The sequence below is a fragment of the Sediminicoccus sp. BL-A-41-H5 genome (assembly GCF_050632405.1).
Lineage (GTDB): Bacteria > Pseudomonadota > Alphaproteobacteria > Acetobacterales > Acetobacteraceae > Roseococcus.
Window position 1 is genome coordinate 460,712 of record NZ_CP192601.1, and the last position, 22,410, is coordinate 483,121.

General features: G+C 70.5%; 24 protein-coding genes and 1 tRNA gene. 11 read left to right on the top strand and 14 right to left on the bottom strand.

Going from position 1 to position 22,410, the window contains the following annotated elements; translation table 11 throughout:
• Positions 1 to 90 precede the first annotated feature (90 nt).
• Positions 91 to 651 (top strand): EF-hand domain-containing protein, encoded by a 561-nt coding sequence (locus ACQ860_RS02250; protein ID WP_431301784.1) that lies wholly within the window; start codon positions 91 to 93, stop codon positions 649 to 651.
• On the opposite strand, the gene ACQ860_RS02255 is transcribed toward ACQ860_RS02250, so the two are convergent.
• Genes ACQ860_RS02255 through phnG form a run of 8 tightly spaced genes read right to left on the bottom strand, consistent with a single transcriptional unit; the run spans position 632 to position 6,836 of the window.
• Positions 632 to 1,306 carry a DUF1045 domain-containing protein gene (locus tag ACQ860_RS02255; protein ID WP_431301785.1) on the bottom strand — a complete coding sequence of 225 codons (675 nt, stop codon included), beginning with the start codon at positions 1,304 to 1,306 and terminating at the stop codon, positions 632 to 634. The genes ACQ860_RS02250 and ACQ860_RS02255 overlap by 20 nt on opposite strands.
• Entirely contained in the window at positions 1,306 to 2,439 is a 1,134-nt protein-coding gene (locus tag ACQ860_RS02260) for an alpha-D-ribose 1-methylphosphonate 5-triphosphate diphosphatase (protein WP_431301786.1), read from the bottom strand. Before ACQ860_RS02260 ends, ACQ860_RS02255 begins: the two co-directional genes overlap by 1 nt.
• Complete coding sequence (gene phnL, locus ACQ860_RS02265) at positions 2,436 to 3,134, bottom strand: phosphonate C-P lyase system protein PhnL (RefSeq protein WP_431301787.1); 699 nt, start codon at positions 3,132 to 3,134, stop codon at positions 2,436 to 2,438. Before phnL ends, ACQ860_RS02260 begins: the two co-directional genes overlap by 4 nt.
• Positions 3,131 to 3,904: a phosphonate C-P lyase system protein PhnK gene (phnK, locus tag ACQ860_RS02270; RefSeq protein WP_431301788.1), complete on the bottom strand. Its 774-nt coding sequence runs from the start codon at positions 3,902 to 3,904 to the stop codon at positions 3,131 to 3,133. The genes phnL and phnK overlap by 4 nt, the downstream gene beginning before the upstream one ends.
• Positions 3,901 to 4,758, bottom strand: a complete 858-nt coding sequence (locus ACQ860_RS02275; protein ID WP_431301789.1) for an alpha-D-ribose 1-methylphosphonate 5-phosphate C-P-lyase PhnJ — start codon at positions 4,756 to 4,758, stop codon at positions 3,901 to 3,903. Before ACQ860_RS02275 ends, phnK begins: the two co-directional genes overlap by 4 nt.
• Positions 4,755 to 5,822 (bottom strand): carbon-phosphorus lyase complex subunit PhnI, encoded by a 1,068-nt coding sequence (locus ACQ860_RS02280; protein WP_431301790.1) that lies wholly within the window; start codon positions 5,820 to 5,822, stop codon positions 4,755 to 4,757. The genes ACQ860_RS02275 and ACQ860_RS02280 overlap by 4 nt, the downstream gene beginning before the upstream one ends.
• The gene (gene phnH, locus ACQ860_RS02285) at positions 5,822 to 6,391 is read right to left on the bottom strand and encodes a phosphonate C-P lyase system protein PhnH (protein ID WP_431301791.1); all 570 of its coding nucleotides are present in this window, start codon (positions 6,389 to 6,391) and stop codon (positions 5,822 to 5,824) included. The genes ACQ860_RS02280 and phnH overlap by 1 nt, the downstream gene beginning before the upstream one ends.
• A 10-nt stretch (positions 6,392 to 6,401) precedes the next feature.
• Entirely contained in the window at positions 6,402 to 6,836 is a 435-nt protein-coding gene (gene phnG / locus ACQ860_RS02290; RefSeq protein ID WP_431301792.1) for a phosphonate C-P lyase system protein PhnG, read from the bottom strand.
• Between the two features lie 81 nt (positions 6,837 to 6,917).
• Here phnG and phnF point away from each other — a divergent pair, with 81 nt between their 5' ends.
• From phnF to ACQ860_RS02310, 4 genes are read left to right on the top strand one after another with little or no spacing between them, the layout of a single operon-like run.
• Entirely contained in the window at positions 6,918 to 7,655 is a 738-nt protein-coding gene (phnF, locus tag ACQ860_RS02295) for a phosphonate metabolism transcriptional regulator PhnF (RefSeq protein ID WP_431301793.1), read from the top strand.
• A 2-nt stretch (positions 7,656 to 7,657) separates the two neighbouring features.
• A complete protein-coding gene (locus ACQ860_RS02300; RefSeq protein WP_431301794.1) occupies positions 7,658 to 8,785 on the top strand; it encodes an alpha-D-ribose 1-methylphosphonate 5-triphosphate diphosphatase in 1,128 nt (375 codons plus the stop codon).
• A gap of 52 nt (positions 8,786 to 8,837) precedes the next feature.
• Entirely contained in the window at positions 8,838 to 9,983 is a 1,146-nt protein-coding gene (locus ACQ860_RS02305; RefSeq protein ID WP_431301795.1) for an aminotransferase class V-fold PLP-dependent enzyme, read from the top strand.
• A 5-nt stretch (positions 9,984 to 9,988) separates the two neighbouring features.
• Positions 9,989 to 10,885 carry a PHP domain-containing protein gene (locus ACQ860_RS02310; protein ID WP_431301796.1) on the top strand — a complete coding sequence of 299 codons (897 nt, stop codon included), beginning with the start codon at positions 9,989 to 9,991 and terminating at the stop codon, positions 10,883 to 10,885.
• A gap of 7 nt (positions 10,886 to 10,892) precedes the next feature.
• On the opposite strand, the gene ACQ860_RS02315 is transcribed toward ACQ860_RS02310, so the two are convergent.
• The 6 genes from ACQ860_RS02315 to ACQ860_RS02340 form a co-directional block, all read right to left on the bottom strand.
• Positions 10,893 to 12,221 (bottom strand): GOLPH3/VPS74 family protein, encoded by a 1,329-nt coding sequence (locus ACQ860_RS02315; protein WP_431301797.1) that lies wholly within the window; start codon positions 12,219 to 12,221, stop codon positions 10,893 to 10,895.
• A gap of 1 nt (position 12,222) precedes the next feature.
• Positions 12,223 to 12,312: transfer RNA gene (locus tag ACQ860_RS02320), tRNA-Ser, on the bottom strand.
• A gap of 53 nt (positions 12,313 to 12,365) precedes the next feature.
• Positions 12,366 to 13,106 (bottom strand): HpcH/HpaI aldolase family protein, encoded by a 741-nt coding sequence (locus ACQ860_RS02325; RefSeq protein ID WP_431301798.1) that lies wholly within the window; start codon positions 13,104 to 13,106, stop codon positions 12,366 to 12,368.
• 8 nt (positions 13,107 to 13,114) lie between these two features.
• Positions 13,115 to 13,852: a metallophosphoesterase family protein gene (locus tag ACQ860_RS02330; RefSeq protein ID WP_431301799.1), complete on the bottom strand. Its 738-nt coding sequence runs from the start codon at positions 13,850 to 13,852 to the stop codon at positions 13,115 to 13,117.
• Entirely contained in the window at positions 13,852 to 14,637 is a 786-nt protein-coding gene (locus ACQ860_RS02335) for an SDR family NAD(P)-dependent oxidoreductase (protein ID WP_431301800.1), read from the bottom strand. Before ACQ860_RS02335 ends, ACQ860_RS02330 begins: the two co-directional genes overlap by 1 nt.
• A complete protein-coding gene (locus tag ACQ860_RS02340; RefSeq protein WP_431301801.1) occupies positions 14,634 to 16,034 on the bottom strand; it encodes an MmgE/PrpD family protein in 1,401 nt (466 codons plus the stop codon). Before ACQ860_RS02340 ends, ACQ860_RS02335 begins: the two co-directional genes overlap by 4 nt.
• 134 nt (positions 16,035 to 16,168) lie before the next feature.
• On the opposite strand from ACQ860_RS02340, the gene ACQ860_RS02345 reads away from it, so the two are divergent.
• From ACQ860_RS02345 to metG, 6 genes are all read left to right on the top strand, one after another.
• Positions 16,169 to 17,149: a lytic murein transglycosylase gene (locus ACQ860_RS02345; protein ID WP_431301802.1), complete on the top strand. Its 981-nt coding sequence runs from the start codon at positions 16,169 to 16,171 to the stop codon at positions 17,147 to 17,149.
• 155 nt (positions 17,150 to 17,304) lie between these two features.
• A complete protein-coding gene (locus ACQ860_RS02350) occupies positions 17,305 to 18,000 on the top strand; it encodes a septal ring lytic transglycosylase RlpA family protein (protein ID WP_431301803.1) in 696 nt (231 codons plus the stop codon).
• 42 nt (positions 18,001 to 18,042) lie between these two features.
• Positions 18,043 to 19,257, top strand: coding sequence for a D-alanyl-D-alanine carboxypeptidase family protein (locus ACQ860_RS02355; RefSeq protein ID WP_431301804.1), 1,215 nt, complete (start codon positions 18,043 to 18,045; stop codon positions 19,255 to 19,257).
• Complete coding sequence (tmk, locus tag ACQ860_RS02360; protein ID WP_431301805.1) at positions 19,254 to 19,874, top strand: dTMP kinase; 621 nt, start codon at positions 19,254 to 19,256, stop codon at positions 19,872 to 19,874. The genes ACQ860_RS02355 and tmk overlap by 4 nt, the downstream gene beginning before the upstream one ends.
• Entirely contained in the window at positions 19,871 to 20,860 is a 990-nt protein-coding gene (locus ACQ860_RS02365; protein WP_431301806.1) for a DNA polymerase III subunit delta', read from the top strand. Before tmk ends, ACQ860_RS02365 begins: the two co-directional genes overlap by 4 nt.
• A 20-nt stretch (positions 20,861 to 20,880) precedes the next feature.
• On the top strand, positions 20,881 to 22,407 hold the full coding sequence (metG, locus tag ACQ860_RS02370; protein WP_431301807.1) for a methionine--tRNA ligase: 1,527 nt from the start codon (positions 20,881 to 20,883) through the stop codon (positions 22,405 to 22,407).
• Positions 22,408 to 22,410: the final 3 nt, after the last annotated feature.

The following is a 22,410-nucleotide window of genomic DNA, read 5'->3' on the forward strand; positions in this document are numbered from 1 at the left end:
GGCATGTCGGCCACGCGCCTGTTACAATCGAGGCGCATCTTCCCCTCAACGGAGCGACAGTCACGCCGCCTCCCGAAACCGGAGAAGATGATGATGAAAACCGCAGCGACCTTGGGTCTTGGATTCGCCTTGCTGAGCGCCGGCGTCGCCCTCGCCCAGCCCGCCACGCCCCCCGCCGCGTCCCCTGGGGCCGGCGAGGCCCGGACCGGGCGCGGCCCGCGCGGCGATGGCGGCCTGCGCATGTTTGAGCTGATCGACACCAACCGCGACGGCCGCGTCGTCTGGGATGAGGCCTGGATCTTCGTGACCACGCGCTTCAACACGGCCGATGCGGACCGCAGCGGCGGCCTGAGCCTCGAGGAATTCGCGGCACTCCGCGTGCGCCCGGAGAATGCGCCGGCGCCGCGCCCGGAATACGCCCAGCGGATGGAGCAGATGCGCGGCATGATGTTCCGCGGCCTGGATGCCGATCGCAACGGCCAGGTCACGCTGGTGGAAATCCGCCCGATGGTGGAGGCCCGCTTCCGGGGCATGGACGCGAATGGCGACAATGTCGTCAGCCGCGACGAGTTGCCGCAGCGCGGCGCGCATCACCAGCGCGGCCCGCGCGGCCCGCAGGGCGATGCGCCGGCTACGCCGCCGGCCCGCTGAGCACGAGCCGTTCCGCGATCAGGAAGGGCTGACCCGGTGCGGCCTGCGTGAAGACGCAGACCGTCCCCACCTTGCGGGGCTGTTCGACCAGCCCCGCGAAATGCGCCTCCGCCAGCGGGCGGATGCGCGCCGCCTCCTCGGGTGACAGGCGGTGCGTCAGCGTGACGTGGAACTGCCACTCTTCCATCACGTAAGGGTAGCCCCAGCGCGCCAGCAGCGCCTCGTGCGTGGGCGTCAGCTTCGCCTTGCGGCGGCGGGTCAGCTCCTCTTCCGTGGGGGGCGCGCGATGCTGGTCGAGCGCGGCCACCGCCGAATCCGCGAGTGCGTGCAGGGGCGGGCAGGGCGCGGTCTCGCGCAGCGCGAGGAAGCCCTTGAGGTCCTGCACGGAGAGCGGCGGCAAGGTGAAGGGTGCGATGCTGGCGGCCCAGCGCACGGCATCGGTCAGGAAGGCCTGGTAGCTGGTGGCGAGCCGGAAGGGCGGCTTCAGCGTCGCGTGCAGCCCATAGCCGCGCGGATCGGATGTGATTTCGGCGAGGCCGGGGATGTCGGGTTGCGCCACGCGGGCCGCCGTCTCCGCATCGCGGCCGAGCCAGGCGCTCCCGGCCGCGTGCAGCGGGTCGTCCAGCTCGGGCGCCCAGTAGACCGCGACGCGCATCAGATCACGCGCTCCCCGCCACGCCAGACCTGCCGCACAACCGGCATCGCCCCGTGCCGCGTGACCCGCACAAGGTCCGCGCGCAGCCCTGCCTCCAGCCGCCCGCGATCCCTCAGGTTGCACATGGCCGCCGGCGCGCTGGTGACGGTCGCGATCGCCGCCGGCAGCCCAATCTCGGGCGCGATGAGGAAGGCGGCCTCGATCAGCGCGGGGGGCACATAGTCGCTGGCCAGCACATGCACGGCACCGGCGCGCACCAGATCCATCGCCGCCACATTGCCCGAATGGCTGCCGCCGCGGACGATGTTGGGCGAGCCCGCGATGACGCCGACGCGGATGCGCGCGGCCTCCAGCGCAGCCTCCATCGTCACCGGGAATTCGCTCACTCGGATGCCGTCCTCGGCGTTGCGGCGCACATCCGCGGCATCTTCATCGTCATGGCTGGCGAGCGGGATGTTGCGCCCGGCGAAGCGATCAATGACGAGGCGGCGCTGGCGCTCGCGCAGTTCCGCGCGCTGCGCCTGGAGCTTGAGGATGCGGACCTCGACCTCGGCGTCGGTCATGCGCGTCTGCTTGATGCGCATGGCGCGATAGCGGGCGAGGTCCCGGTACTGACCCACGCCCGGCGAGTGGTCCATGAGGCTGACCATGGCGACAAGCGGATGCTCCGCCACGCCATCCAGCAGGCCCGGCATGTCGCGCGCGGGCAATTCGCAGCGCAGATGCAGCAGGTGCTCGGCCTTCATGAAGGGCTGGTCGTGCAGCGCGGTCAGGTCGCGCACGCCGTCATGGAAGGTCTGGTCCCGGCCCTGGTCGAAGCCGAGATCGCCGAGGCAGAGGGCGTCCAGCACGGTGGTGACACCGGCCGCCGCGCATTGCGCGTCATGCGCGAGGAACGCGGAGAGCGAGGGCCAGCGCGCATTGGCCCGCGGTTGGACCTGGCGCTCCAGATTGTCGGTGTGCACATCCACCACGCCCGGGATCAGGACATCCCCCTCGCAATCCAGGGCGCCCGCGTGGTGCGCGCGGCCGGGCTGGATCTCGGCGATCCGGCCGCCGCGCAGGACGAGCGTGCCCTCCATCTCCGCCTCGGGCAGGACGAGGCGGGCATTGGTCAAAACAGTCTCTGTCATGCGGCGTCTTCTAGCGGAAGGATGTCGTGCGTGCGATCCGCCACCCGGTCCCGCACCTCGATGTCATGGAAGATTCCCACCAGCGCCGCGCCGCGCGCCTTGGCCTCGGCGATCAGGCCGATCACCACCTCGCGATTCGCGGCGTCCAGGCTTGCGGTGGGTTCGTCCAGCAGCAGGATGGGGTAGTGCGGCGCGAAGCCGCGCGCCAGGTTCACGCGCTGCTGCTCGCCGCCGGAGAAGGTGGCGGGCGGCAGGCCATGCAGGCGGGGCGGCAGGTTCAGGCGCGTCAGCAGCGCCGTGGCGCGGGCCTCCGCCTCGGCGCGGGCCACGCCTTGCGCCAGCAGCGGTTCGGCCACCACGTCGCGCGCCGAGACGCGGGGAATGACGCGGAGGAATTGCGAGACATAGCCCAGCGTTTCGCGCCGGATCTCCCGCACGAGGCGTGCATCGGCGGCGGCGAGGTCCACCGCCGCGCCACGGTGTTGCAGCCAGATGTGGCCCGAATCGCTGCCGTAATTGCCTTGCAGGCAGCGCATCAGCGTGGATTTTCCGGCGCCAGAAGGTCCGGTCAGCGCCACGCATTCGCCCGGCATCACGGTCAGCGCCTCATCGCGCAGCACCTGGAAGCCGATGCCACCTTGCAGATGGAGCGTGAAGCCCTTGGCCAGCGCCTCGACGCGGATCGCGGGCCTCATGCCGAGAGCACCGAGGCGACGAGGAGTTGCGTGTAGGAATGGCGCGGATCGTCCAGCACGCGGTCGGCCAGCCCTTCCTCCACGATGCGCCCCTGCCGCATGACGATGATGCGATGCGCCAGCAGGCGGGCGGCGGCGATGTCATGCGTGACAAAGAAGACGGCGAGGCCGAGTTCGGCCACCAGCCCCCGGATCAGGTCCAGCAGGCGCGCCTGGACGCTGACATCGAGGCCGCCCGTGGGCTCATCCATGAAAACGAGGCGCGGCTCGGTCACCAGGCAGCGGGCGATCTGCAGCCGCTGCTGCATGCCGCCCGAGAAGTTGCGCGGCGCTTCATCAATCCGGGCCGGGTCCATCTCGACGCGGGCCATCCAGTCCGTGGCGGCGGCGCGGATGGCGGCATAGTTGCGGCCGCCGGCGGCCATGAGCCGCTCGCCGATATTGCCGCCCGCCGAGATGCCCATGCGCAGGCCGTCGCGCGCATTCTGATGCACGAAGCCCCATTCGCTGCGCATCAGCCGGCGCTTGGCGGCCTCGCTCAACGCGCCGATCTCGTGCGGCGCACCCTCGGCGTCGCGGTAGAGGACGCGGCCCGCCTGCGGCGCCATCATCCCCGCCAGCACCCGCAGCAGGGTGGATTTGCCCGAGCCGCTCTCGCCCACTATGGCGACCACCTCGCCCGGGTGGATGTCGAGGCTCACCCCATCCAGCGCGCGCACCGCGCCGAAGCGGAGGTCAAGGCCGGAAGCCTCCAGCAGCGGCGCGTTCATGGCGTCTGGTTCTCGCGGCAATGGTCGGTGTCGGAGCAGACATAGATCCGCCCACCCCGGTCATCCGCGATGATCTCATCCAGGTAGCTGGTGGTGCTGCCGCAGGCCGAGCAGGCGTGCGGCGCCCGCATCGGCCGGAAGGGATGGTCGTCGAAATCCAGGCTCTCGACGGTTGTGTAGGGCGGCACGGCGTAGATCTTCTTCTCCCGCCCCGCGCCGAAGAGCATGATGGCGGGCGAATTGTGCAGCTTCGGATTGTCGAACCCCGGAATGGGCGAGGGCGACATGAGGTAGCGGCCCGCCACCATGACGGGGTGGTTGTAGCTGGTGCCGGCCTCGCCCTGCTTCGCGATGTCCTCGTAGAGCTTCACCTGGGCCAGGCTGTAGTCGCCCAGCGCGTGCAGGCGGCGGGTTTCAGCCAGGCGCGGCTCGAGCCTGAAGAGCGGCTCGGGCATCGGCACCTGGAAGACCATCACCTGCCCCTCGGTCAGCGGACGCTCGGGGATGCGGTGGCGCGTCTGGATGATGGTGGCCTCCGCCGTGCGGGTGGTGGTGGCGATGCCGGCGACACGGGCGAAGAAGGCGCGGATGGAGACGGCGTTGGTGGTGTCATCCGCGCCCTGGTCGATGACCTTCAGCACGTCGCGCGGCCCGAGGATGGCGGCGGTGACCTGGATGCCACCCGTGCCCCAGCCATAGGGCAGCGGCATCTCGCGCGCGCCGAAGGGGATCTGGTGGCCGGGGAGGGCCAGCGCCTTGAGGATGGCGCGGCGGATCATCCGCTTCGTGGCTTCATCCAGGTAGGCGAAATTATACGCGGCATCGGGCGTGTTCCGCGGCGGCATCGCGTTCATGCCTTCTCCTCCCAGCGGGCGCGGATGCTGCGGATCTTCTCGAGCTCGCTTTGGAAATCCACATGGTGCGGCAGCTTGAGATGCTCCACGAAGCCCGTCGCCTCCACATTGTCGGCATGCAGCAGCACGAATTCCGCCTGCTGCGCGGGGGCGGTGGCGTCCTCGCCCAGGTCGGGTGCCATCAGCGCGCGGTCCACCAGCGCCATGGCCATGGCCTTGCGCTCGCCATGGCCCATGGTCAGGCCATAGCCGCGGGTGAATTGCGGGGGTGTGGTGGCGCTGCCGGCGAACTGATTCACCATCTGGCATTCGGTCACAGTCACGTCGCCGATGGAGACGGCGAAACCTAGCTCGGGCGGGGCGAGCACCACTTCCACCTCGCCCATGCGCAGCTCGGCGACGAAGGGGTGCGCATTGCCGTAGCCGCGCTGCGTGGAATAGCCCATGCCGAGCAGGAAGCCTTCATCGCCGCGCGCGAGCGATTGCAGGCGCAGCGCGCGCGGCGTGGGGAAGGGCAGGGGCTCGCGCGTCAGATCAGGGGGCGGCGCGCCTTCATCCGGCGTATCGCGCGCCATCAGCCCCTCGCGGGCCAGGAGTTCCGTCACGCGCGGCATGGGGGCCTCGCTGGCCTCGGCCTCCTGCGGGGCGGCGATGCCTTCGGCCGCCAGGGCGAAATCCAGCAGCCGGTGCGTGTAGTCGAAGGTGGGGCCCAGCACCTGGCCGCCGGGCAGGTCCTTGTAGGTGGCGCTGATCCGGCGCTGCACGCGCATCGCGCCCGTATCCACCGGCTCGCAGGCGGCGAAGCGGGAGAGGGTGTTGCGATAGGCGCGCAGCAGGAAGGCGGCCTCGATCAGGTCGCCGCGCCCCTGCTGGATCGCCAGCGCGGCGAGGCCGCGGTCATAGCAGCTGCCCTCCGCCATCACCCGATCCACCGCGAGCCCCAGTTGCTGCTCGATCTGCGCGGGGGTGAGCGCAGGCAACGCCGCATCGCCGCGCCGCCGTTCCGCGAGCCAGGCATGGGCGGCCTCGATCGCGGCCTCGCCGCCCTTCACCGCGACATACATCAGCGATCCTCCGTGATGCGGGTGGTGCGCGGCAGGGCCGCGAGGCGCGTCCCGGCGCAGAGGACCACATCCACGCCGCGCGGGAATTGCGCGCGGTTGCTGACCGATTGCGCGACGAAATCCGCCGGCAGGCCCGTCACGGCGAGGCGGTGTTCGTGCTGGATGCCGGGGCCGGTCAGGTGCCATCCGGCGCTGTCGTCCATCGCCGCGACCTGCACGATCAGCGTGGCGCTGTCCTGCGGCGTCTCATCGGTTCCGAAGTCCAGGCTGGCCATCGGCGGCATGGCGCGGGTGGCGAGCAGGAATTGCGCGCGGGCCGGGTCCTCCACCAGCGGTGCGCCGGTGTGGAAGGCGATCCAGTCGCGCGCCTCGCCCTCGGCATCGGTCCAGACCAGGGTCTCCGCGTCGGCCAGCGTCAGCAGCGCGGCCGCGGCGGCCGGATGGAGGCCAGGGGGCGGTTCGCGCAGGGCGGCGCACTCCTGGATGCGGCCGGGGCGGGCCATGGCGTTCATCAGCGCCGCGAAGCCCGACTGGGCGCCGAAGACGGGGTCGGTGAAACCTGGCTTCATCGCCCCATCCTCATCGCATGGTCGCCAGGGTTGCGAAGCGCACTTCGGTCGCGGCGGCACGGCGGGCGGTGAGCGCCGCGGCCTCGCGCTGGCGCTCGCGCAGCGGCTCGATGACCGCCTCGATCAGCGGCGCCCGCCACTCCGCCTGTTGCAGGCAGGCGTCGAGCAATGCGGCCGTCTCCGCCGCGCGCCTGTCCCGCCCCAGGCGCCAGCAATGGCCCAGCGTGCCGCCTTCCAGCGAGACGGAGCAGCGGGTGATGGTCGCCTCGCCCAGGTTGAAGGCCGCGCCATCGCCGCCGGCCCGGCCGCGCAGCATGGTGAGGCCGATCTCGGGGCCGCGGATCACGCGGTGCGCCGGCAGCGGGGGAACGGGGGCGAGCAATGCCGCCATCTCCTCGGCAGGGGCGCGGGCCAGGATGGCCATCCATTCGGGGCGGGTGATCATTTGTCTAGACAGCTATACATCTGGCCCGCTATGGTCAAGCCGCAATTGCCATTCCGGAGCGCCCGTTTGGTTGAAACTTCCGTGACGTTCGCGAGCGCCGCGCTGGACCGCGGCGCCGGCATCGCGCTCTGGCGCCAGATCGGCGCGGCGATCGAGGCCGCGATCCGCGACGGCCGGCATGCGCCCGGCCAGCGTCTGCCGACGGAGGCAGAGCTTTCCCAGGCCTTCCGTGTGAACCGCCACACCATCCGCCGCGCGATGGAGGAGCTGGAGACACGCGGCATCGTCCGCGTGGAGCAGGGGCGCGGCAGCTTCGTGGCGGAGGATGTGCTGGATTATCCGCTGAACGCCCGCACCCGCTTCAGCGAGATCATCCGCGCGCAGAATCGCGAACCCGCCGGGCGCGTGCTGCGCCTCGTCGAAATCCCGGCCGAGCCGCGCGTGGCCGAGATGCTGGAAATCCGCCGCGGCCGCCCGGTCATCCTGGCCGAGCGCCTCGCCATGGCCGATGGCCGCCCGGTGGCGCTCGGCGCGCACCACTTCCCCGCGCATCGCTTCCCCGACATCATGGCGCGGTTGCGTGAAGACCCCTCCATCACCCATGCGCTCGCGGCGGCCGGCGTGCCGGATTACCGCCGGCGCGTGACCCGCATCACGGCCCGCATGCCGACGGCGGAGGAGGCGGAGGCGCTGCAGCAATCCCGCAGCCGGCCGGTGCTGGTTGCGGAGGCGGTGAATGTGGATGGCGGCGGCAAGCCGGTGGATGCGACGGTGACGCTCTATGCCGCGGGCCGCACGCAGATGGTGGTGGAGTCCTGAACATGGCTTGGACAATCTCGGGCGGCCGCGTGCTGCGCGGCAATGCGCTCGACGCGGGCGAAGTGACGCTGGCCGGGGGGCGCATCGTGACCGGTACCGCCACCGCGCGACGCTTCGACGCCACGGGCCTCTGCGTCATGCCCGGCATCGTCGACATCCATGGCGATGCGCATGAGCGCGCGTTGCAGCCGCGCCCCAATGTGGATTTCCCGCCCGCCTTCGCGCTGCGCGACGCCGCCGCGCAATGCCTGGCCGCCGGCATCACCACCGCCTATCTCGGCGTCACCCTGTCCTGGGAGCCCGGCCTGCGCTCGCTGCCGGCCTTCCTGGCCACGCTGGAGGCGCTGAAGGCCCCGCCGCCGGGGCCGGAACTGCGCGTGCACCTGCGCTTCGAGGCCGATAATTTCGGCGCCGAGGCGGATGCGGTGGCGGCCATCGCGGCCGGCCAGGTGCATCTGCTGGGCTTCAACGACCACACGCCCAGCATCGTGAAGAAGCTGAAGAACCCGAAGGAGCTCGGCAAATATGCCGGCCGCGCGGGCGTCTCCGAGGCCGAGCTGATGGCGCTGGCCGATGCCGCCTTCAGCCACCGCGCCGAGGTGCCGGCGATGCGCATCCGCATGGCGGAGGCCGCGAAGCGCGCCGGCATCCCCATGCTCAGCCATGACGATGCGACGCTGGCCGACCGCGCGCTGTTCCGGGAACTGGGGGCCTCCATCTGCGAATTCCCCATGGCAGAACCGGTCGCCGAGGACGCCCGCGCCGCGGGCGAGGCGGTGGTGATGGGTGCCCCCAATGTCGTGCGCGGCGGCAGCCATCTGGGCTGGGCCAGCGCCGCGCCTCTCGCCGAACGCGGCCTCGTCACCGTGCTGGCGAGCGACTACCACTGGCCCGCGCTGCTGGCCGCCCCCTTCCGCATGGCGGCGCGGGGCGTACTGGACCTCGCCGCCGCCTGGGCGCTGGTCTCCTCCAACCCGGCCGATGCGCTGGGCCTCAAGGATCGCGGCCGCATCGCGGAGGGCCTGCGCGGGGACATCGCGGTGGTGACGCCGGATGGCGCGCTGGCCGCCTGTTTCGCGCAGGGCGAACTCGCCTGGATCGGCCCGGAATTCGCCAGCCGGCTGCATTGATCCCCTCGGCCACGGGGCGCAGAGTGCGGGCAACGGGGCCAAGGACATCATCATGCTCGAATGCCAGCGCGACGCCTTCGACATCCCGCGCGATGTCGCCTACCTCAATGCCGCCTCCTGGAGCCCGCTGCCGCATGCGGTGCAGGCGGCGGGCCAGGCGGGGATCGCGCTGAAGGCGCGGCCCTGGGGCATCACCGGCGAACACATCGCGCGCCAGTGCAACCGTGCCCGCTCGGCGGCCGCGCGGCTGATCAACGCGGCCCCCGAGGATGTGGCCATCATCCCCTCCGTCTCCTATGGCGTGGCCGTCGCCGGGCGCATCCTGCCCATCCCGGCCGGCTCGCGTGTGCTGGTGCTGGGCGATGACCACTCCTCGCCCGTGCTGGAATGGCTGCAGCGCGCGGCCGAGGGCGGCTTCACGGTGGAGACCATCGCCACCCCCGCCGATGGCGACTGGACCGCGGCGACGCTGGAAGCGATCCGCCGCCCCGGGGCCGCGCCGTTGGCGCTCGTCTCCATCTCCTCCGTGCATTGGGCCGATGGCGGTCTGATCGACCTCGACGCGGTGGCGGCCGCGAAGCGGGCGGCGGCTGCGATGCTGCTGGTGGATGCGACGCATCACGCGGGCGTGCTGCCGCTGGATGTGGCGACGCTCGACCCCGACGTGCTGATCTTCCCCACCTACAAATGGGTGCTGGGCCCCTATGGGCGCGCCTTCCTCTACGTCGCGAAGCGCCACCAGGAGGGCGTGCCGCTGGAGCAGACCGGCTCCTCCCGCCGTCGCGTCTCCTCCGAGGCGCGGCCCTACATGGCCGATCTCGGCTTCACGGATGGCGCCAAGCGCTTCGACATGGGCGAGCGCGACCATGTGATCGGGCTCGAGATGGCGGCGGTCGGGATGGAAATGATGGCGGAGTGGGGCACGGACGCGATCAGCGCCCGCCTCGGCCACCTCACGGGCCTGCTGGCCGATGGCCTGGCCGGCACGGGCGTTGAGATCCTGCCGCAGGGCCTGCGCGCGCCGCATGTGCTGAGCCTGGGCTTCGCCCACGGCATGCGCCCCGGACTGATCGAGGCGCTGGCCGAGCGCAATGTGCATGTGGCCCCGCGCCTCGGCCGCATGCGGATCAGCCCGCATGTCTACAATGACGAGGCCGATGTGGCGGCCTTCCTCGACGCCTTCCGCAAGCTGGCCTGACGCGCATGGATGCCTTCTCCGCCCCTGGCCGCTTCTGGAAGGGCAATATCCACACCCACACCAACGCGACGGACGGCGCCCTGGGTGTGGCTGAGGTCTGCGCCAGCTATCGCCAGGCGGGCTACGACTTCCTCGCCATCACCGATCATTTCCTGCCGAAGTATGACTTCCCCATCGTGGACACGCGGCCCTTCCGCGCGCCCGGCTTCACCACGATCCTGGGCGCGGAACTGCATGCGCCGGCGACCGCGCTGGGCGAGATGTGGCACATCCTCGCCGTCGGCCTGCCGCTGGATTTCGCGCGGACGCCAGCCAGCGAGACCGGACCGGAACTCGCCGCGCGCGCGCTGGCCGCCGGCGCCTTCGTCGCCATCCCGCATCCCGGCTGGTATTCGCTCAGCCTCGCCGATGCGCAGACGCTGCCGGGCGCTCACGCAGTGGAGGTCTACAACCACACCTCCCAGGTGAGGACCGAGCGCGGCGATGGCGTCTATCTCGCCGACCAGCTGCTCGCCGCGGGGCGCATGATCAACCTGATCGCGGTGGATGACGCGCATTTCAAATCGCCCGACGCCTTCGGCGGCTGGGTGATGGTGAAGGCCGAGGCGAATGAGCCGGACGCGCTGCTGGCGGCACTCAAGGCCGGGCATTTCTACGCGACGCAGGGGCCGCTGATCCATGACATCCGCTGGGAGGCGGATGCGGTGGAGGTGACCTGTTCGGCCGCCGCCAGCATCATGGTGCTGGGCCGTGGCTCGCGCGCCGATCAGTCGGTGGGGCTCTGCCAGACGCGGGCACGGCTCTCCCTCAAGGCCCTGAAGGGCGGCGGCTTTGCCCGCGTGGTGGTGGCCGATGCGGCGGGGCGCCGCGCCTGGGCGAACCCCGTGCCGCTGCCGGACTGACGCCGGCTCAGGCGCGGCCCAGCGCCATCCGCTCCAGGAAGGCGGCATAGCCGGCGACGATGCCATCACCCACGGGAACATTGCGGCAAAGGACACGCAGCGCGGTCAGGAAGCGGCTCTCCAGGCTCAGCGAGTGGAAGATGCGCCCCTGCACTTCGAGGCGCGCGAGCTCGATCTTCACGCCGAGGATGGCGCGATACTCGCGCCGCGCCTTCTGCACCGTCACCACCCCGGGCCGGTAGCCGCTGGCGGAGAGCGCGGCCAGCATGTCCTCGCGCGTGCGAAGCTTCACCTCAATCTCGTTGAAGCGCGGGAAAATCTCCATGAGCCTTTCCGCGCGCACCGGGAAGGCTACCTTGCTGCTCGATCCGAAGGCGCTGAATTCGTCGAAGGCTTCGATCACCGGCTTCACCTTCAGGCCCTTGCCGCGGAACTTGATGTTGTCCCGCTTGCCATGGAGAAAGAGGTAGGTGTCCGCCGCCGCTTCCTCCGGCTCTTCCACGCCCTTGCCGGCGAGGTCGAGGGGCGGTGGCAGGGCGATGCTGGCCTCGCCCGGCCAGAAGCAGCGCCACTCCCAGCCGGCGCCGGCATGGCCTTTCATCCCCGCCTCCGGGCGCAGGAGATAGGCGGCGAGCCGCGCGCGCATGGCCGTCACGGTGGCCGAGACCGTCTGGCCCACCAGATCCATGCGATGGATCGCCGCGATCCGTGTTTCGTGCCGCGCGAGCCAGGCGCGCGGCTTGGGGACGCCCAGCATCTCGGCGATCTTGCCGGAGGCGTGCAGCAGCGAGATCAGCGCGGCCTCCTCGGGCGAGGGCAACTCCTCCCCCTCGATCAGGCCGGTGAGCGCGGCGCGCAGCCCGGCTGCCTTCGGCGCCGCGCCAGGCGAGGTGCGGAGTTGCACGAAGCCCCAGATCAGCGGCTCGGTCTCACGGCGGATGACACCCTTCGCCCGGAGGGTCTCACGGATGGCGGCGCGCAGATCGCCGATGCGGCTGACGATGGCCTCGATCGCCACATCCAGTGGCGCCACGCCGTCCTGCGCCTCCAGCAGCGTCAGCATCGTACTCTTTGCGTGCCGGGAGGTGTGGAGAGGCGCGCGGATGACGCTGTGAAGATCCGTGTCCACTACGCCCTGGAAGGAAAGATCCACGAGATGCGCGCCCGCGAGCGGGTAATCCATGTCCGACCACCATCGGAGGCACCTTCGCGCGGGGGGCATCGAAAGGCGCAGCCATTCAAGCGCCTCGGCGATGGACAGGCCCTGTGGCCCGAGGGGAGGGAGCATGGCGCCGGTTTTGCTCAACCGGCCATCGAATGCAACCATGAGTTGCATGTGGCGGACAGGGTGGGATTCGAACCCACGGTGGAGTTACCCCCACGGCGGTTTTCAAGACCGCTGCCTTAAACCACTCGGCCACCTGTCCGGGCGCTGCTTCGTCGCGCGGATCGCGCCCCCGCGTCAATCACCGTCGGCCTATCATCGCGCGCTGAGGAAGCCCTTCGCCCCCGCGCCCAGCACGCGGGGCAGGTGAGTGTAGATGTAGCGGCAGCCGCTGCCCAGCACCTCGGGGAGGGTCTCCGTCGTCGCAGGCATACCGGGCGTCTGGCCCGCCGCACGGATCTTGGCCAGCGTAGATTCGATGGCGGCGGCCACTGGCGCGGCCTTCGGGTTGCCGGGATGCCCCATGGATTGCGAGAGATCCGACGGGCCGATGAAAAAGACATCAATGCCTGGAACCTTCAGGATCTCCTCGGCATTGGCGATCGCCTCCTCATGCTCGAGTTGGACGCAGACCAGCGAATGCGCGTTCGCCTGGGCGGCGAAGTCGGGCATCTTCGCACCCATGCCCCAGCGATCAGGCCGCGTGCCGGCAGCGAGGCCCCGTCCGGCGCCGGGACCGAATTTCACGGCGGCGACGGCGCGGCGCGCATCCTCGGCCGTGTTGATGTGCGGGATCTGCACGCCGGCCACGCCACGATCCAGGATCTGCTGGATATCGGCCGCCGCGTTGCTGCGCGGCCGGCCGATGGCGGTGATGCCGACCGCATCCGCCGCCATGCACATGAGCTCGACATCGGCCATAGAGAGCGAGCCATGCTCGCAATCCAACAGCACCCAGTCGAAGCCCGCATGGCCGAGCATCTCGACGATGGGGGCCGAGGGAAACATCAGTGAACAGCCCAGCGCCGGCTTTCCCGCCGCGAACAAGGCCTTCATCCTGTTGGTCATTCCACGCTTCCCGTTGCCAAGGCGCGCGCCCAGCGCGGCCAGCCCAGTTCCTCGGCGCGGCGCGCCGCGGCGTCCCAGTCATATTCGAGGGCGAGCAGCTCCGCCCCCCAGCGGCCACGCCGCTTCGTCAGCACGGCGTAGCGCGCGTGCGGCGAGCGATGCTCCAGGCCCGATGCCGCGGGCGAGTCCGCGAAGACAGGGCAGCCCACGCTGCCCGGATTGAGGATCAGCGTGCCCCCCGGCCCTGTGACAACGGCCTGCCGATGCGAATGGCCGCAGAGCAGCACGGGCGGGGCAGCCCCGTGCAGCCGATCAGCCAGCACGGCACGGCGGGCCGGGGCGAGGCGGCCATCCTCCGTCACCTCCTCCAGGAGGTAGGCGCTGTCGTCGCTCGGCGTCCCGTGGACGGCCAGGATCTCGGGCGTGAATTGCAGCGTGGCGGGCAGGGCGTGCAGCGCCGCGCGCTGCGCCTCGGTCAGCGCCTCACGCGCGAAGAGGCCGGCGGGCGGCATCTGGATGTCGGGCCGGTCCACGATCCAGCGGTCATGATTGCCGCGCACGGTCGGGATGTTGAGGTCGGCCAGCAGTTCGAAGGTCTCGCGCGGCCAGAGGGGGCCGGCCACGCAATCGCCGAGGTTGATGGTGGCATCCACGCCGCGGCTCGCGAGGTCCGAGAGCACGGCCTCCAGCGCCATGAGGTTGCCGTGGATGTCGGAGATGACGGCTATGCGCATCAGAGGTTGCGCCGCTCGGCCCGCAGCGTGGTGAGGCCGATGCCCGTCGCTTCGAAGCCGCCATCCACCGCGAGCACCTGGCCCGTGATGTAGCTGGCGCGCTCGCTGCACAGGTAGAAGATCGCGTCTGCCAGCTCACTCTCGAGGCCGTAGCGGTTGAGCGGCATGGCGGCGTGGTAGTCGGCGCGGATCTCGGGGGTGTGGACAGCCTTGGCCATGGCCGTATCCACCGGGCCCGGGGCCACCGCATTCACACGTATGCCGAGGGCGGCCAGCTCGACCGCCTGCTGCTTCGTCAGGTGCATCAGCGCGGCCTTGCTGGTGCCATAGGCGACGCGCAGCGTGGAGGCGCGCAGGCCGGAGATGGAGGCGATGTTCACGATGGCCCCGCCGCCGGTTTCCGCCATGACCGGCGCCGCCGCCTGGGTCATCAGGAAGGGGCCGGTGAGGTTCACGGCGAGGACGCGGTTCCAATCCTCCTGCGTGGTCTCCAACAGCGGCTTGAAGATCGCGATGCCGGCATTGTTCACCAGCGCGTCCAGCCGCCCGAAATGCTCGCGCGTGCGGCGGATGGCCTGGTCCACGACGGCCGCGTCGGAGACGTCGCAGAGCAGTTCCAGCACGGGCGAGGCCAAGGGGGCGGAAAGCGAGGCCACGCCGCTCGCCAGCACATCCGGGTCCACGTCGAGGAGGGCGACCTGCCAGCCCTCCTCCAGGAAGCGCCGCGCGGTGGCGAGGCCGATGCCCCGCCCGCCCCCGGTGACGAGGGCGACCCGCGCGCTCATTCGCCGGCGAGACGGAGTGCGGCCTGCGGGGCGCCCAGGCGCATCAGGCCATGCACGTCAGGGGCGGAAGCGAGGCCCACCACCGCATCGGCCAGCGCGCGGGCGCCCTCGGCCCCCAGCACGGCATCGGCCAGGCCGTGGAACTTGGCGCGCAGTTCGGCCTCGGTCAGGAAGTTCGCGGGCTCGCCCTTCGGGACCACCACCTTCTTCACGAAGACCTGGCCGCGGGCGCGGATGGTGAGCTTGCCCGACATGTTGGCCGGGAACTCGGCCTGGATCTCCGGGTCTTCCTCGCACACGATCTTGGGCATGAGGGCGCGCAGCTCGGGCGCGTCCATCTTCGGGTAGCTGTCCCAGCCGAAATGCCCATGGGCGAGCGCGCAGGCGACGACGAAGGGGCCGGAGAACTGGCCATCCACCACGTTCTTCGGATTCTGCTTGTAGGCGAGCGGCGCGCCCACCAGCAGCATGCCCTTGTTGGGCAGGCCCATGGTGACGCTCTCGATCTCCTCGGCCTTCAGATCGTGCTCGGCACGGAGGGCGAGGGCCGCATCCACATTGGCATGGCCGTAGCGGCAGGACGGATAGGGCTTCACCGCCGTCTCCATCAGCTCGAACTCCTGGCCGAGGTTGCGGATGGCGCGCTCGGGGTTCGGGTTGGGCGCATAGGCGCGCAGGAAGCCGGCCTTGCCCTCCAGCGCCTCGGCGGCACCCCGGAAGCCCTCGCGCGCGAGCAGCGCCGCCGAGAGGCCGGCCATGGCGGCCCAGCCCACCTGGAAGCGCTTGGTCCAGGCGCCATTGGCCAGGAACTGCAGGCTGCCGGCGGATTGGCTGAGCGCGATGCCGAGCGCATCGGCGATCTGCGCCTCGCTGAAGCCGAAGACGCGGCCGGCGGCGACCGCACCGCCAAAGACCCCGCAGGTCGCGGTCGGGTGGTAGCCGCGGTCGTAATGATCACCGCCCGGGAGCGCCACGGCGAGGCGGTTCGTCACCTCGTAGCCCGCCACGATGGCGGCGATGACATCCTTGCCCGAAGCGCCGCAGATCTCGGCGGCGGCGAGTGCGGCCGGGATCACCGGGGCGCCCGGGTGGAGCGTGCCGGCGGCATGCGTGTCATCGAAATCGAGGCTGTGGGCGAAGGCGCCGTTCAGCAGGGCGGCGCCGGCGGGGGACCAGCGGCTCGTCTCGCCGAAGACGGCGTGGTTGCCCTGCGACAGCCCCATGGCCCGGGCGGCGGCCATCAGCGGCAGGCTGCTCTCGGCATCGTGCCGGCCCCGGACGATGTTGCCGAGCAGATCGAGGATGAGGAAGCGGGTGCGCGTCTCGACCTCGGCGGGCAGGTCCTCGTGGCGGATATTCGCGGCGTAGCGGGCGAAGGTGGCGGTCACGGCGGTCATGGCGTTGTCCTCGGGAACGTTTCCCGGATCAAACCATAGCCCTCGCGACGCGACCAGACGCCATGCGCTGCACCGATGGCCGACCATGGCAGTTCCGCGTTGCGGCGGGGGGCGGGAAATGGCACCAAGCCCGCATGTTCAAGCGTCGTGTCCTGCCGGCCGGATTCGTGGCCCTCCTGGGCTGTCCGGCCCTGGCCCGCAACGCCCGCGGTCAGGGAAGCTTCGAGGCCTTCCTCGATGGGGTCCGCACCGAGGCGCGCCGCGCCGGCGTGCGGCCGGCGACCCTCAATCGCGCACTGAATGGGCTTAAGCCCAATGAGCGCGTGCTGGAACTGGATCGCCGCCAGGCCGAATTCACCCAGACCTGGCCGCAATACCGCGACGCCCGCCTGTCTCCCACGCGGGTCGAGGCCGGGCGCCGCGCCTATGCCGAGAACCGGACCCTGCTGGAGGGCATCCAGTCCCGCTACCGGGTGAGCGCGCGCGTGATCGTCGCCATCTGGGGGATGGAGACGAATTACGGCGGCTTCACCGGCAATTTCAACGTGATCGAGGCGCTGGCGACGCTGGCCTGGGAGGGACGCCGCGCCGCCTTCTTCCGGGCCGAGCTGATGGCGGCGCTGCGCATCCTCGATGCCGGCAATGTCAGCTTCGACCGCATGCGCGGCAGCCACGCCGGTGCCATGGGCCACCCGCAATTCATGCCGACGAGCTTCGAGCGCCTGGCCGTGGACTTCGACGGCGACGGCCGGCGGGACATCTGGGACAGCCGGGCCGATGCGCTGGGCTCCATCGCCAACTACCTGGCTCGCAATGGCTGGCGGGAAGGGGAGCCCTGGGGCTTCGAGGTCCTGCTGCCGCGCGGCTTCGACACGAGCCTGGCAGACCACCGGCAGATGCGCGCCATGGCGGAATGGGCGCGCATGGGCGTCGTGCGGGCCAGCGGCGGCGGGCTGCCGGGCACCCCCGGCGAATGGGCCGTCGTGATCCCGGGCCTGTCGCGCGGGGATGACCAGGCCTTCATGGTCGGCGCGAACTTCATGGCGATCCGCCGCTACAACCCGTCGAACTTCTACGCGACAGCTGTAGGATTACTGTCGGACCGTGTCGCGTGAGGATCTTCCTCATTGGGCTTTTGGTCCTTACAGCATGTACGACGCCGCCTCAGCCTCAACCGAGATATTTCCTAGGCGAACCCTATCGCGCCGGCGGCCTCTGGGCCTACCCCAAGGAGGAGTTCGCGCTGGATGAGAGCGGCATCGCCGCCATCATGCCCCGCGCCGAAGGGCTGACCGCCAATGGCGAGGCGCGGGATGCGGGCGCCATGGTTGCCGCCCACCGGACGCTGCAATTGCCCGCCGTCGTCACCGTCACCAATCTCGACAATGGCCGGTCCCTGCGGCTGCGGGTCCATGACCGCGGCCCCACCGAGGCCGGCCGGGTCATCGCCGTCTCCCCCCGGGCCGCACAGCTGCTGGGCGCCGCCGGGCCCTTCCGGGCGCGGGTGGTGCTGGACGGCAATGCCTCGCGCGCCGCGATCGAGGGGCTGGCGGGTCAGGCGGCGCCCCTGCCCATCGCCACCGCGCCGGTGGGCCGTGTGGAGCGCGAATCCCTGGCCCCGCCGGAGGGGGCGAGGGGGGCCGCGCAGGCGACGCCCGCCGCCGCACGCAGCGTGGCGGAGCTGACGCCGAGCTTCCGCGAGCCGGAGCGCCTGCCCGAGCAGGTCACCCAGGGCGCGCCAAGCCCTGGCCGGATCTGGCTCGAGGCAGGCCGATTCTTCCGGCGTGACCTCGCCCAGGCCCAGGCTGCGCGGCTCGGCGGCCGCGCCGAGCCGTTCGGCCCACCCGGCCGTCAGCAGCAATGGCGCGTCCGTTCCGGCCCTTACGCCAGCATCGCCGAGGCGGATGCCGCGCTGGCCCGCGCCATCGCGCTTGGCCAGCCCGACCTGCGGCTTGCGGTGGACTAGAGCCGCGGCGTATTGCCTCAACTCATCGCCGAGGGAATTGAGATGTTTCGCCGTGCCATGATCGGGGCCTCCGCCGGGCTCGGGCTTGCTGCCCCGGCCCTGGCGCAGAACCGCGCCCCCGCCCAGCCGCAGCGCGCGCAGCCCGCCCGCCCGGCCGCGCCCCCGAGCTCACCCGCGCAATCGCCGATCGGGCCGGTGGATACCATCGCGCGCTCGGTCCTGCTGGTGGATTTCGAGACCGGCGCCACCCTGCTGAACAAGCAGGCGGATGAGCGCATGCCGCCTGCCTCCATGTCCAAGCTCATGACCATGTATGCGGTCTTCGAACAGGTGAAGGCCGGCCGGCTGCGCATGGACCAGGCGCTCACCGTGAGCGAGGCCGCCTGGCGCATGGGCGGCTCCAAGATGTTCCTGGAGCGCGGCAGCACGGCGACGGTGGAGGAGCTCTCGCGCGGGGTCATCATCCAGTCGGGCAATGACGCCTGCGTGGTGCTGGCCGAGCACATCTCGGGCTCCGAGCGCGCCTTCGCCGACATGATCACGGGCCTCGGCCGGCAGATCGGCCTCACCTCCAGCACCTTCCGAAACGCGACCGGCTGGCCCGACCCCGAGCACCGGATGACGGCGCGGGACCTCACGACCCTGGCCCGCCGCATCATCGTGGACCACCCGGAATTCTATCGCTTCTACAGCGAGCGCAGCTTCCGCTGGAACAACATCACCCAGGAGAACCGCAACCCGCTGTTGGGTCGCGTCAACGGCGCCGATGGCCTCAAGACCGGCCACACGGAGGAGGCGGGCTATGGGCTCACGGCCAGCGTGCGGCGCGGCGAGCGGCGGCTGATCCTGGTGGTGGGCGGCCTGCCCACCATGCGCGCCCGGGCCGAGGAATCGGAGCGGCTGATGGAATGGGGCTTCCGCGAGTTCGACAACGTCATCCTCTTCCGCGCCGCCGACACGATCGAGGAGGTGCCGGTGCATCTGGGCGAACGCCGGACCGTGCCGCTGATCGGCGGACGCGAGGTGGTGGCGACCGTCCCTCGCGGATGGCGGGACAGCCTGCAGGCGCGCGTCCGGTACGAGGCGCCGGTGCCCGCGCCGGTGGTGAAGGGCCAGGAGCTGGGCCGGCTCGAGATCTCGGGCCGCGGCGTGCCGCCGATGACGCTGCCGCTCTACGCGGGCGCAGATGTGGAGCGGCTGGGCCTCTTCGCGCGAATTCCCGCCGTGGTGGGCCAGATGATCGGTGGTCGGATTTGAATCCTAGGCTCATCACCCTTGAGGGCGGCGAGGGCTCAGGAAAGACAACCCAGGCAAAAATTCTTTCCAACTGGTTGGCCGCATCTGGGTTTTCAGTCCTGAGGACGCGGGAGCCGGGCGGTTCGGCCGGTGCGGAAGCGATCCGGGGGCTATTGCTGGGTCGTTCGGGCTGGGACCCCGTGGCGGAGATGGCACTGCACTTCGCCGCCCGGCGAGAGCATTGGGCGCGAAGCATCCAGCCCAGCCTCGCCGCCGGCAGCTTCGTGGTCTGCGACCGTTTCTTCGACAGCACCCTGGCCTATCAGGTCGCCGGGCAGGGCGCGCCGCGCGCCGCCTGGGAGGGGCTGCGCAAGGTGACGCTGGGCGATGTGGCACCGGACCTGACGCTTTATCTCGACGTTCCGGTGGAAATCGGCGTGGCCCGAGCGATGGGGCGTGGCGATGCGAACCGGTATGATCGGCTCGGACTCGCCTTCCATGAGCGGATCAGGCAATCTTTCCTGGCGCAGGCGGCGGACGAGCCGGATCGCTTCGCGGTGCTGGACGCATCCGCGCCGCTTGCCGCAGTCACCGAGGCGATGATTGCCACCACCCGCGCCCGGCTCGGTCTGCCGTGATCCCGCCCCGTGGGAATCCGATCCTTGCGGGACATGAGCTGGCTGCGGCGAGCCTGGCCGCGGCGGCACGCTCGGGCCGGCTGCACCATGCCTGGCTCTTCTGCGGCCCACCCGGCATCGGCAAGGCGACGCTGGCCTACCGCTTCGCCCGCTGGCTGCTCGCCGGTCAGCCGCCAGGGGCGGAGCCGCTGCATGTGCCCGAGGCGGACCCGGTCTTCCGCCGCGTCGCCGCCGGCAGCCACCCGGACCTCATGGTGCTCGAGCCCCAGGCCGAGCCGGGCAAGCGCCGCATCATCAAGGTGGAGGAGGCGCGCGAGGCCCGCGCCTTCCTGAATTTCACCGCGGCCGAAGGCGGCTGGCGCGTCGTCGTCATGGATGAGGTGGAGGCCATGGAGGCGGCCTCAGCCAACACCATCCTGAAGACGCTGGAGGAGCCGCCGCCGCGGACCGTGTTGCTGCTCATCACCGCCTCGCCCGGGCGGCTTCTACCCACCATCCGCAGCCGCTGCCGGCGCCTGGACCTCTTCGGGCTGGAGGATGCGGCGATGGAACGGCTCCTCGGCGAGTGGCTGCCGGATATGCCCCGCATGGACCGGCTCGAGCTGATCCGGCTCGCGGAAGGCGCGCCCGGCCGCGCACTGGAATTGGCGCAGGGGGAGGGGGTGGAGCTGGCCCGCCTCGCCGATGCCACCTTGCAGGACCTGCCACGCGGCCTCGCCGCCCATGCCTTGGCCGACCGGATCGCGGGGCGCGAGGCGGCGCTCGCTTTCCCGGCCTTCTTCAACCTCTTGCTGCGCGGCCTCTCCCAGGCGGTGCGGGCGGCGGCCCGGGGCGAGGCGCCCGCGCCCTGGCTAGCGACGCGGCCGCTCGCGGACTGGGTGGAGGCGGCGGAGGCGGTCTCGAAGCTCGTGCGGGATACAGAACGCCTCTCGCTCGATCGTCGGCAGGCGGTGCTGGTCGCGATGGAGACCTTGCGGGGGCGCTAGAGGCGCTTCATAGGTCAGGCATGAGCCCGATCTACCTGACCACTCCCATCTATTATGTGAATGACAAGCCGCATATCGGCCACGCCTATACGAGCCTGGCGACCGATGTGCTGGCCCGCTGGTACCGTCTGGCGGGGCGGGAGGTGTATTTCCTCACCGGCACGGATGAGCACGGCCAGAAGGTGGAGAAGGCCGCCCAGGATGCCGGCGAGGACCCGCAGGCCTTCACCGACCGCGTGAGCCAGGCCTTCCGCGACCTGACCCATACGATGGGCTTTTCCAATGACGGCTTCATCCGCACCACGGAGAAGCGCCATTACGAAGCCTGCCAGGCGCTGTGGAAGCGCCTCGCGGAGCGCGGGCAGATCTATCTCGGCGCCTATGAAGGCTGGTACGCGGTGCGTGACGAGGCCTTCTACGGGCCGGACGAACTCACCGAGCGGGATGGTGTGAAATACGCCCCCTCCGGCGCGCCGGTGGAGTGGGTGAGGGAGCCTTCCTACTTCTTTAAGCTCTCAGCTTGGGCTGACAAGTTGTTGGAATATTACGAAACTAATCCGGATTTCATCGCCCCCGCCAGCCGGCGGAACGAGGTGATCAGCTTCATCAAGTCCGGCCTTTCGGACCTCTCGATCTCGCGCACCTCCTTCCGTTGGGGCGTGCCCGTGCCGGGGGATGAGGCGCATGTGATGTATGTCTGGCTGGACGCCCTCACAAACTACATCACGGCCATGGGCTATCCCGACGAAAAGGCGGAACTATGGAAGTTCTGGCCGGCCGATGTGCACTTCGTCGGCAAGGATATCCTGCGCTTCCACGCCATCTATTGGCCGGCCTTCCTGATGGCGGCCGACCTGCCGCCACCCAAGCGCGTCTTTGCCCATGGCTGGTGGACCAATGAGGGGCAGAAGATCAGCAAATCCCTCGGGAATGTGATCGATCCGCTGGCGCTGGTGGAGGAATTCGGCCTCGACCCTGTGCGCTATTTCCTGCTGCGCGAGGTCCCCTTCGGTCAGGATGGTGATTTCGCCCGCGGTGCCTTGGTGAACCGGCTGAATGGCGAACTGGCGGATGTGCTGGGCAACCTGGCGAATCGCACCCTTTCGCTCATCCAGCGCAATTGCGAGGGCAAGCTGCCTGGGCCCGCCGCGCCGGCCGAGGCGGATGGCGCGCTGCTCGACCCGCTCGCCAACCTGCCTGAGACGGTCGGCAAGCTCCTGGAAAGCCAGCAATACCATCTGGCACTGGAGGAGATCTTCGCGCAGGTGCGCGGCGCCAATGGCTATATCACCATCCAGGCGCCCTGGGCCCTGAAGAAGACGGACCCCGCACGCATGGCGCAGGTGCTGCGCCACCTGCATAGCGCGCTGCGCGCCTATGCCACCGTGCTGCAGCCCTTCATGCCCGGCAGCATGGCGGCGCTGCTGGACCAGCTCGGCGTGCCGGGCGATGCGCGCAACCTCGCCGCGCTGGCCGCGCCGCTGCCCGAGGGGCATGTGCTGCCGCCGCCCTCGCCCTTGTTCCGCAAGGTTGAGATCGCCGGATAAGTC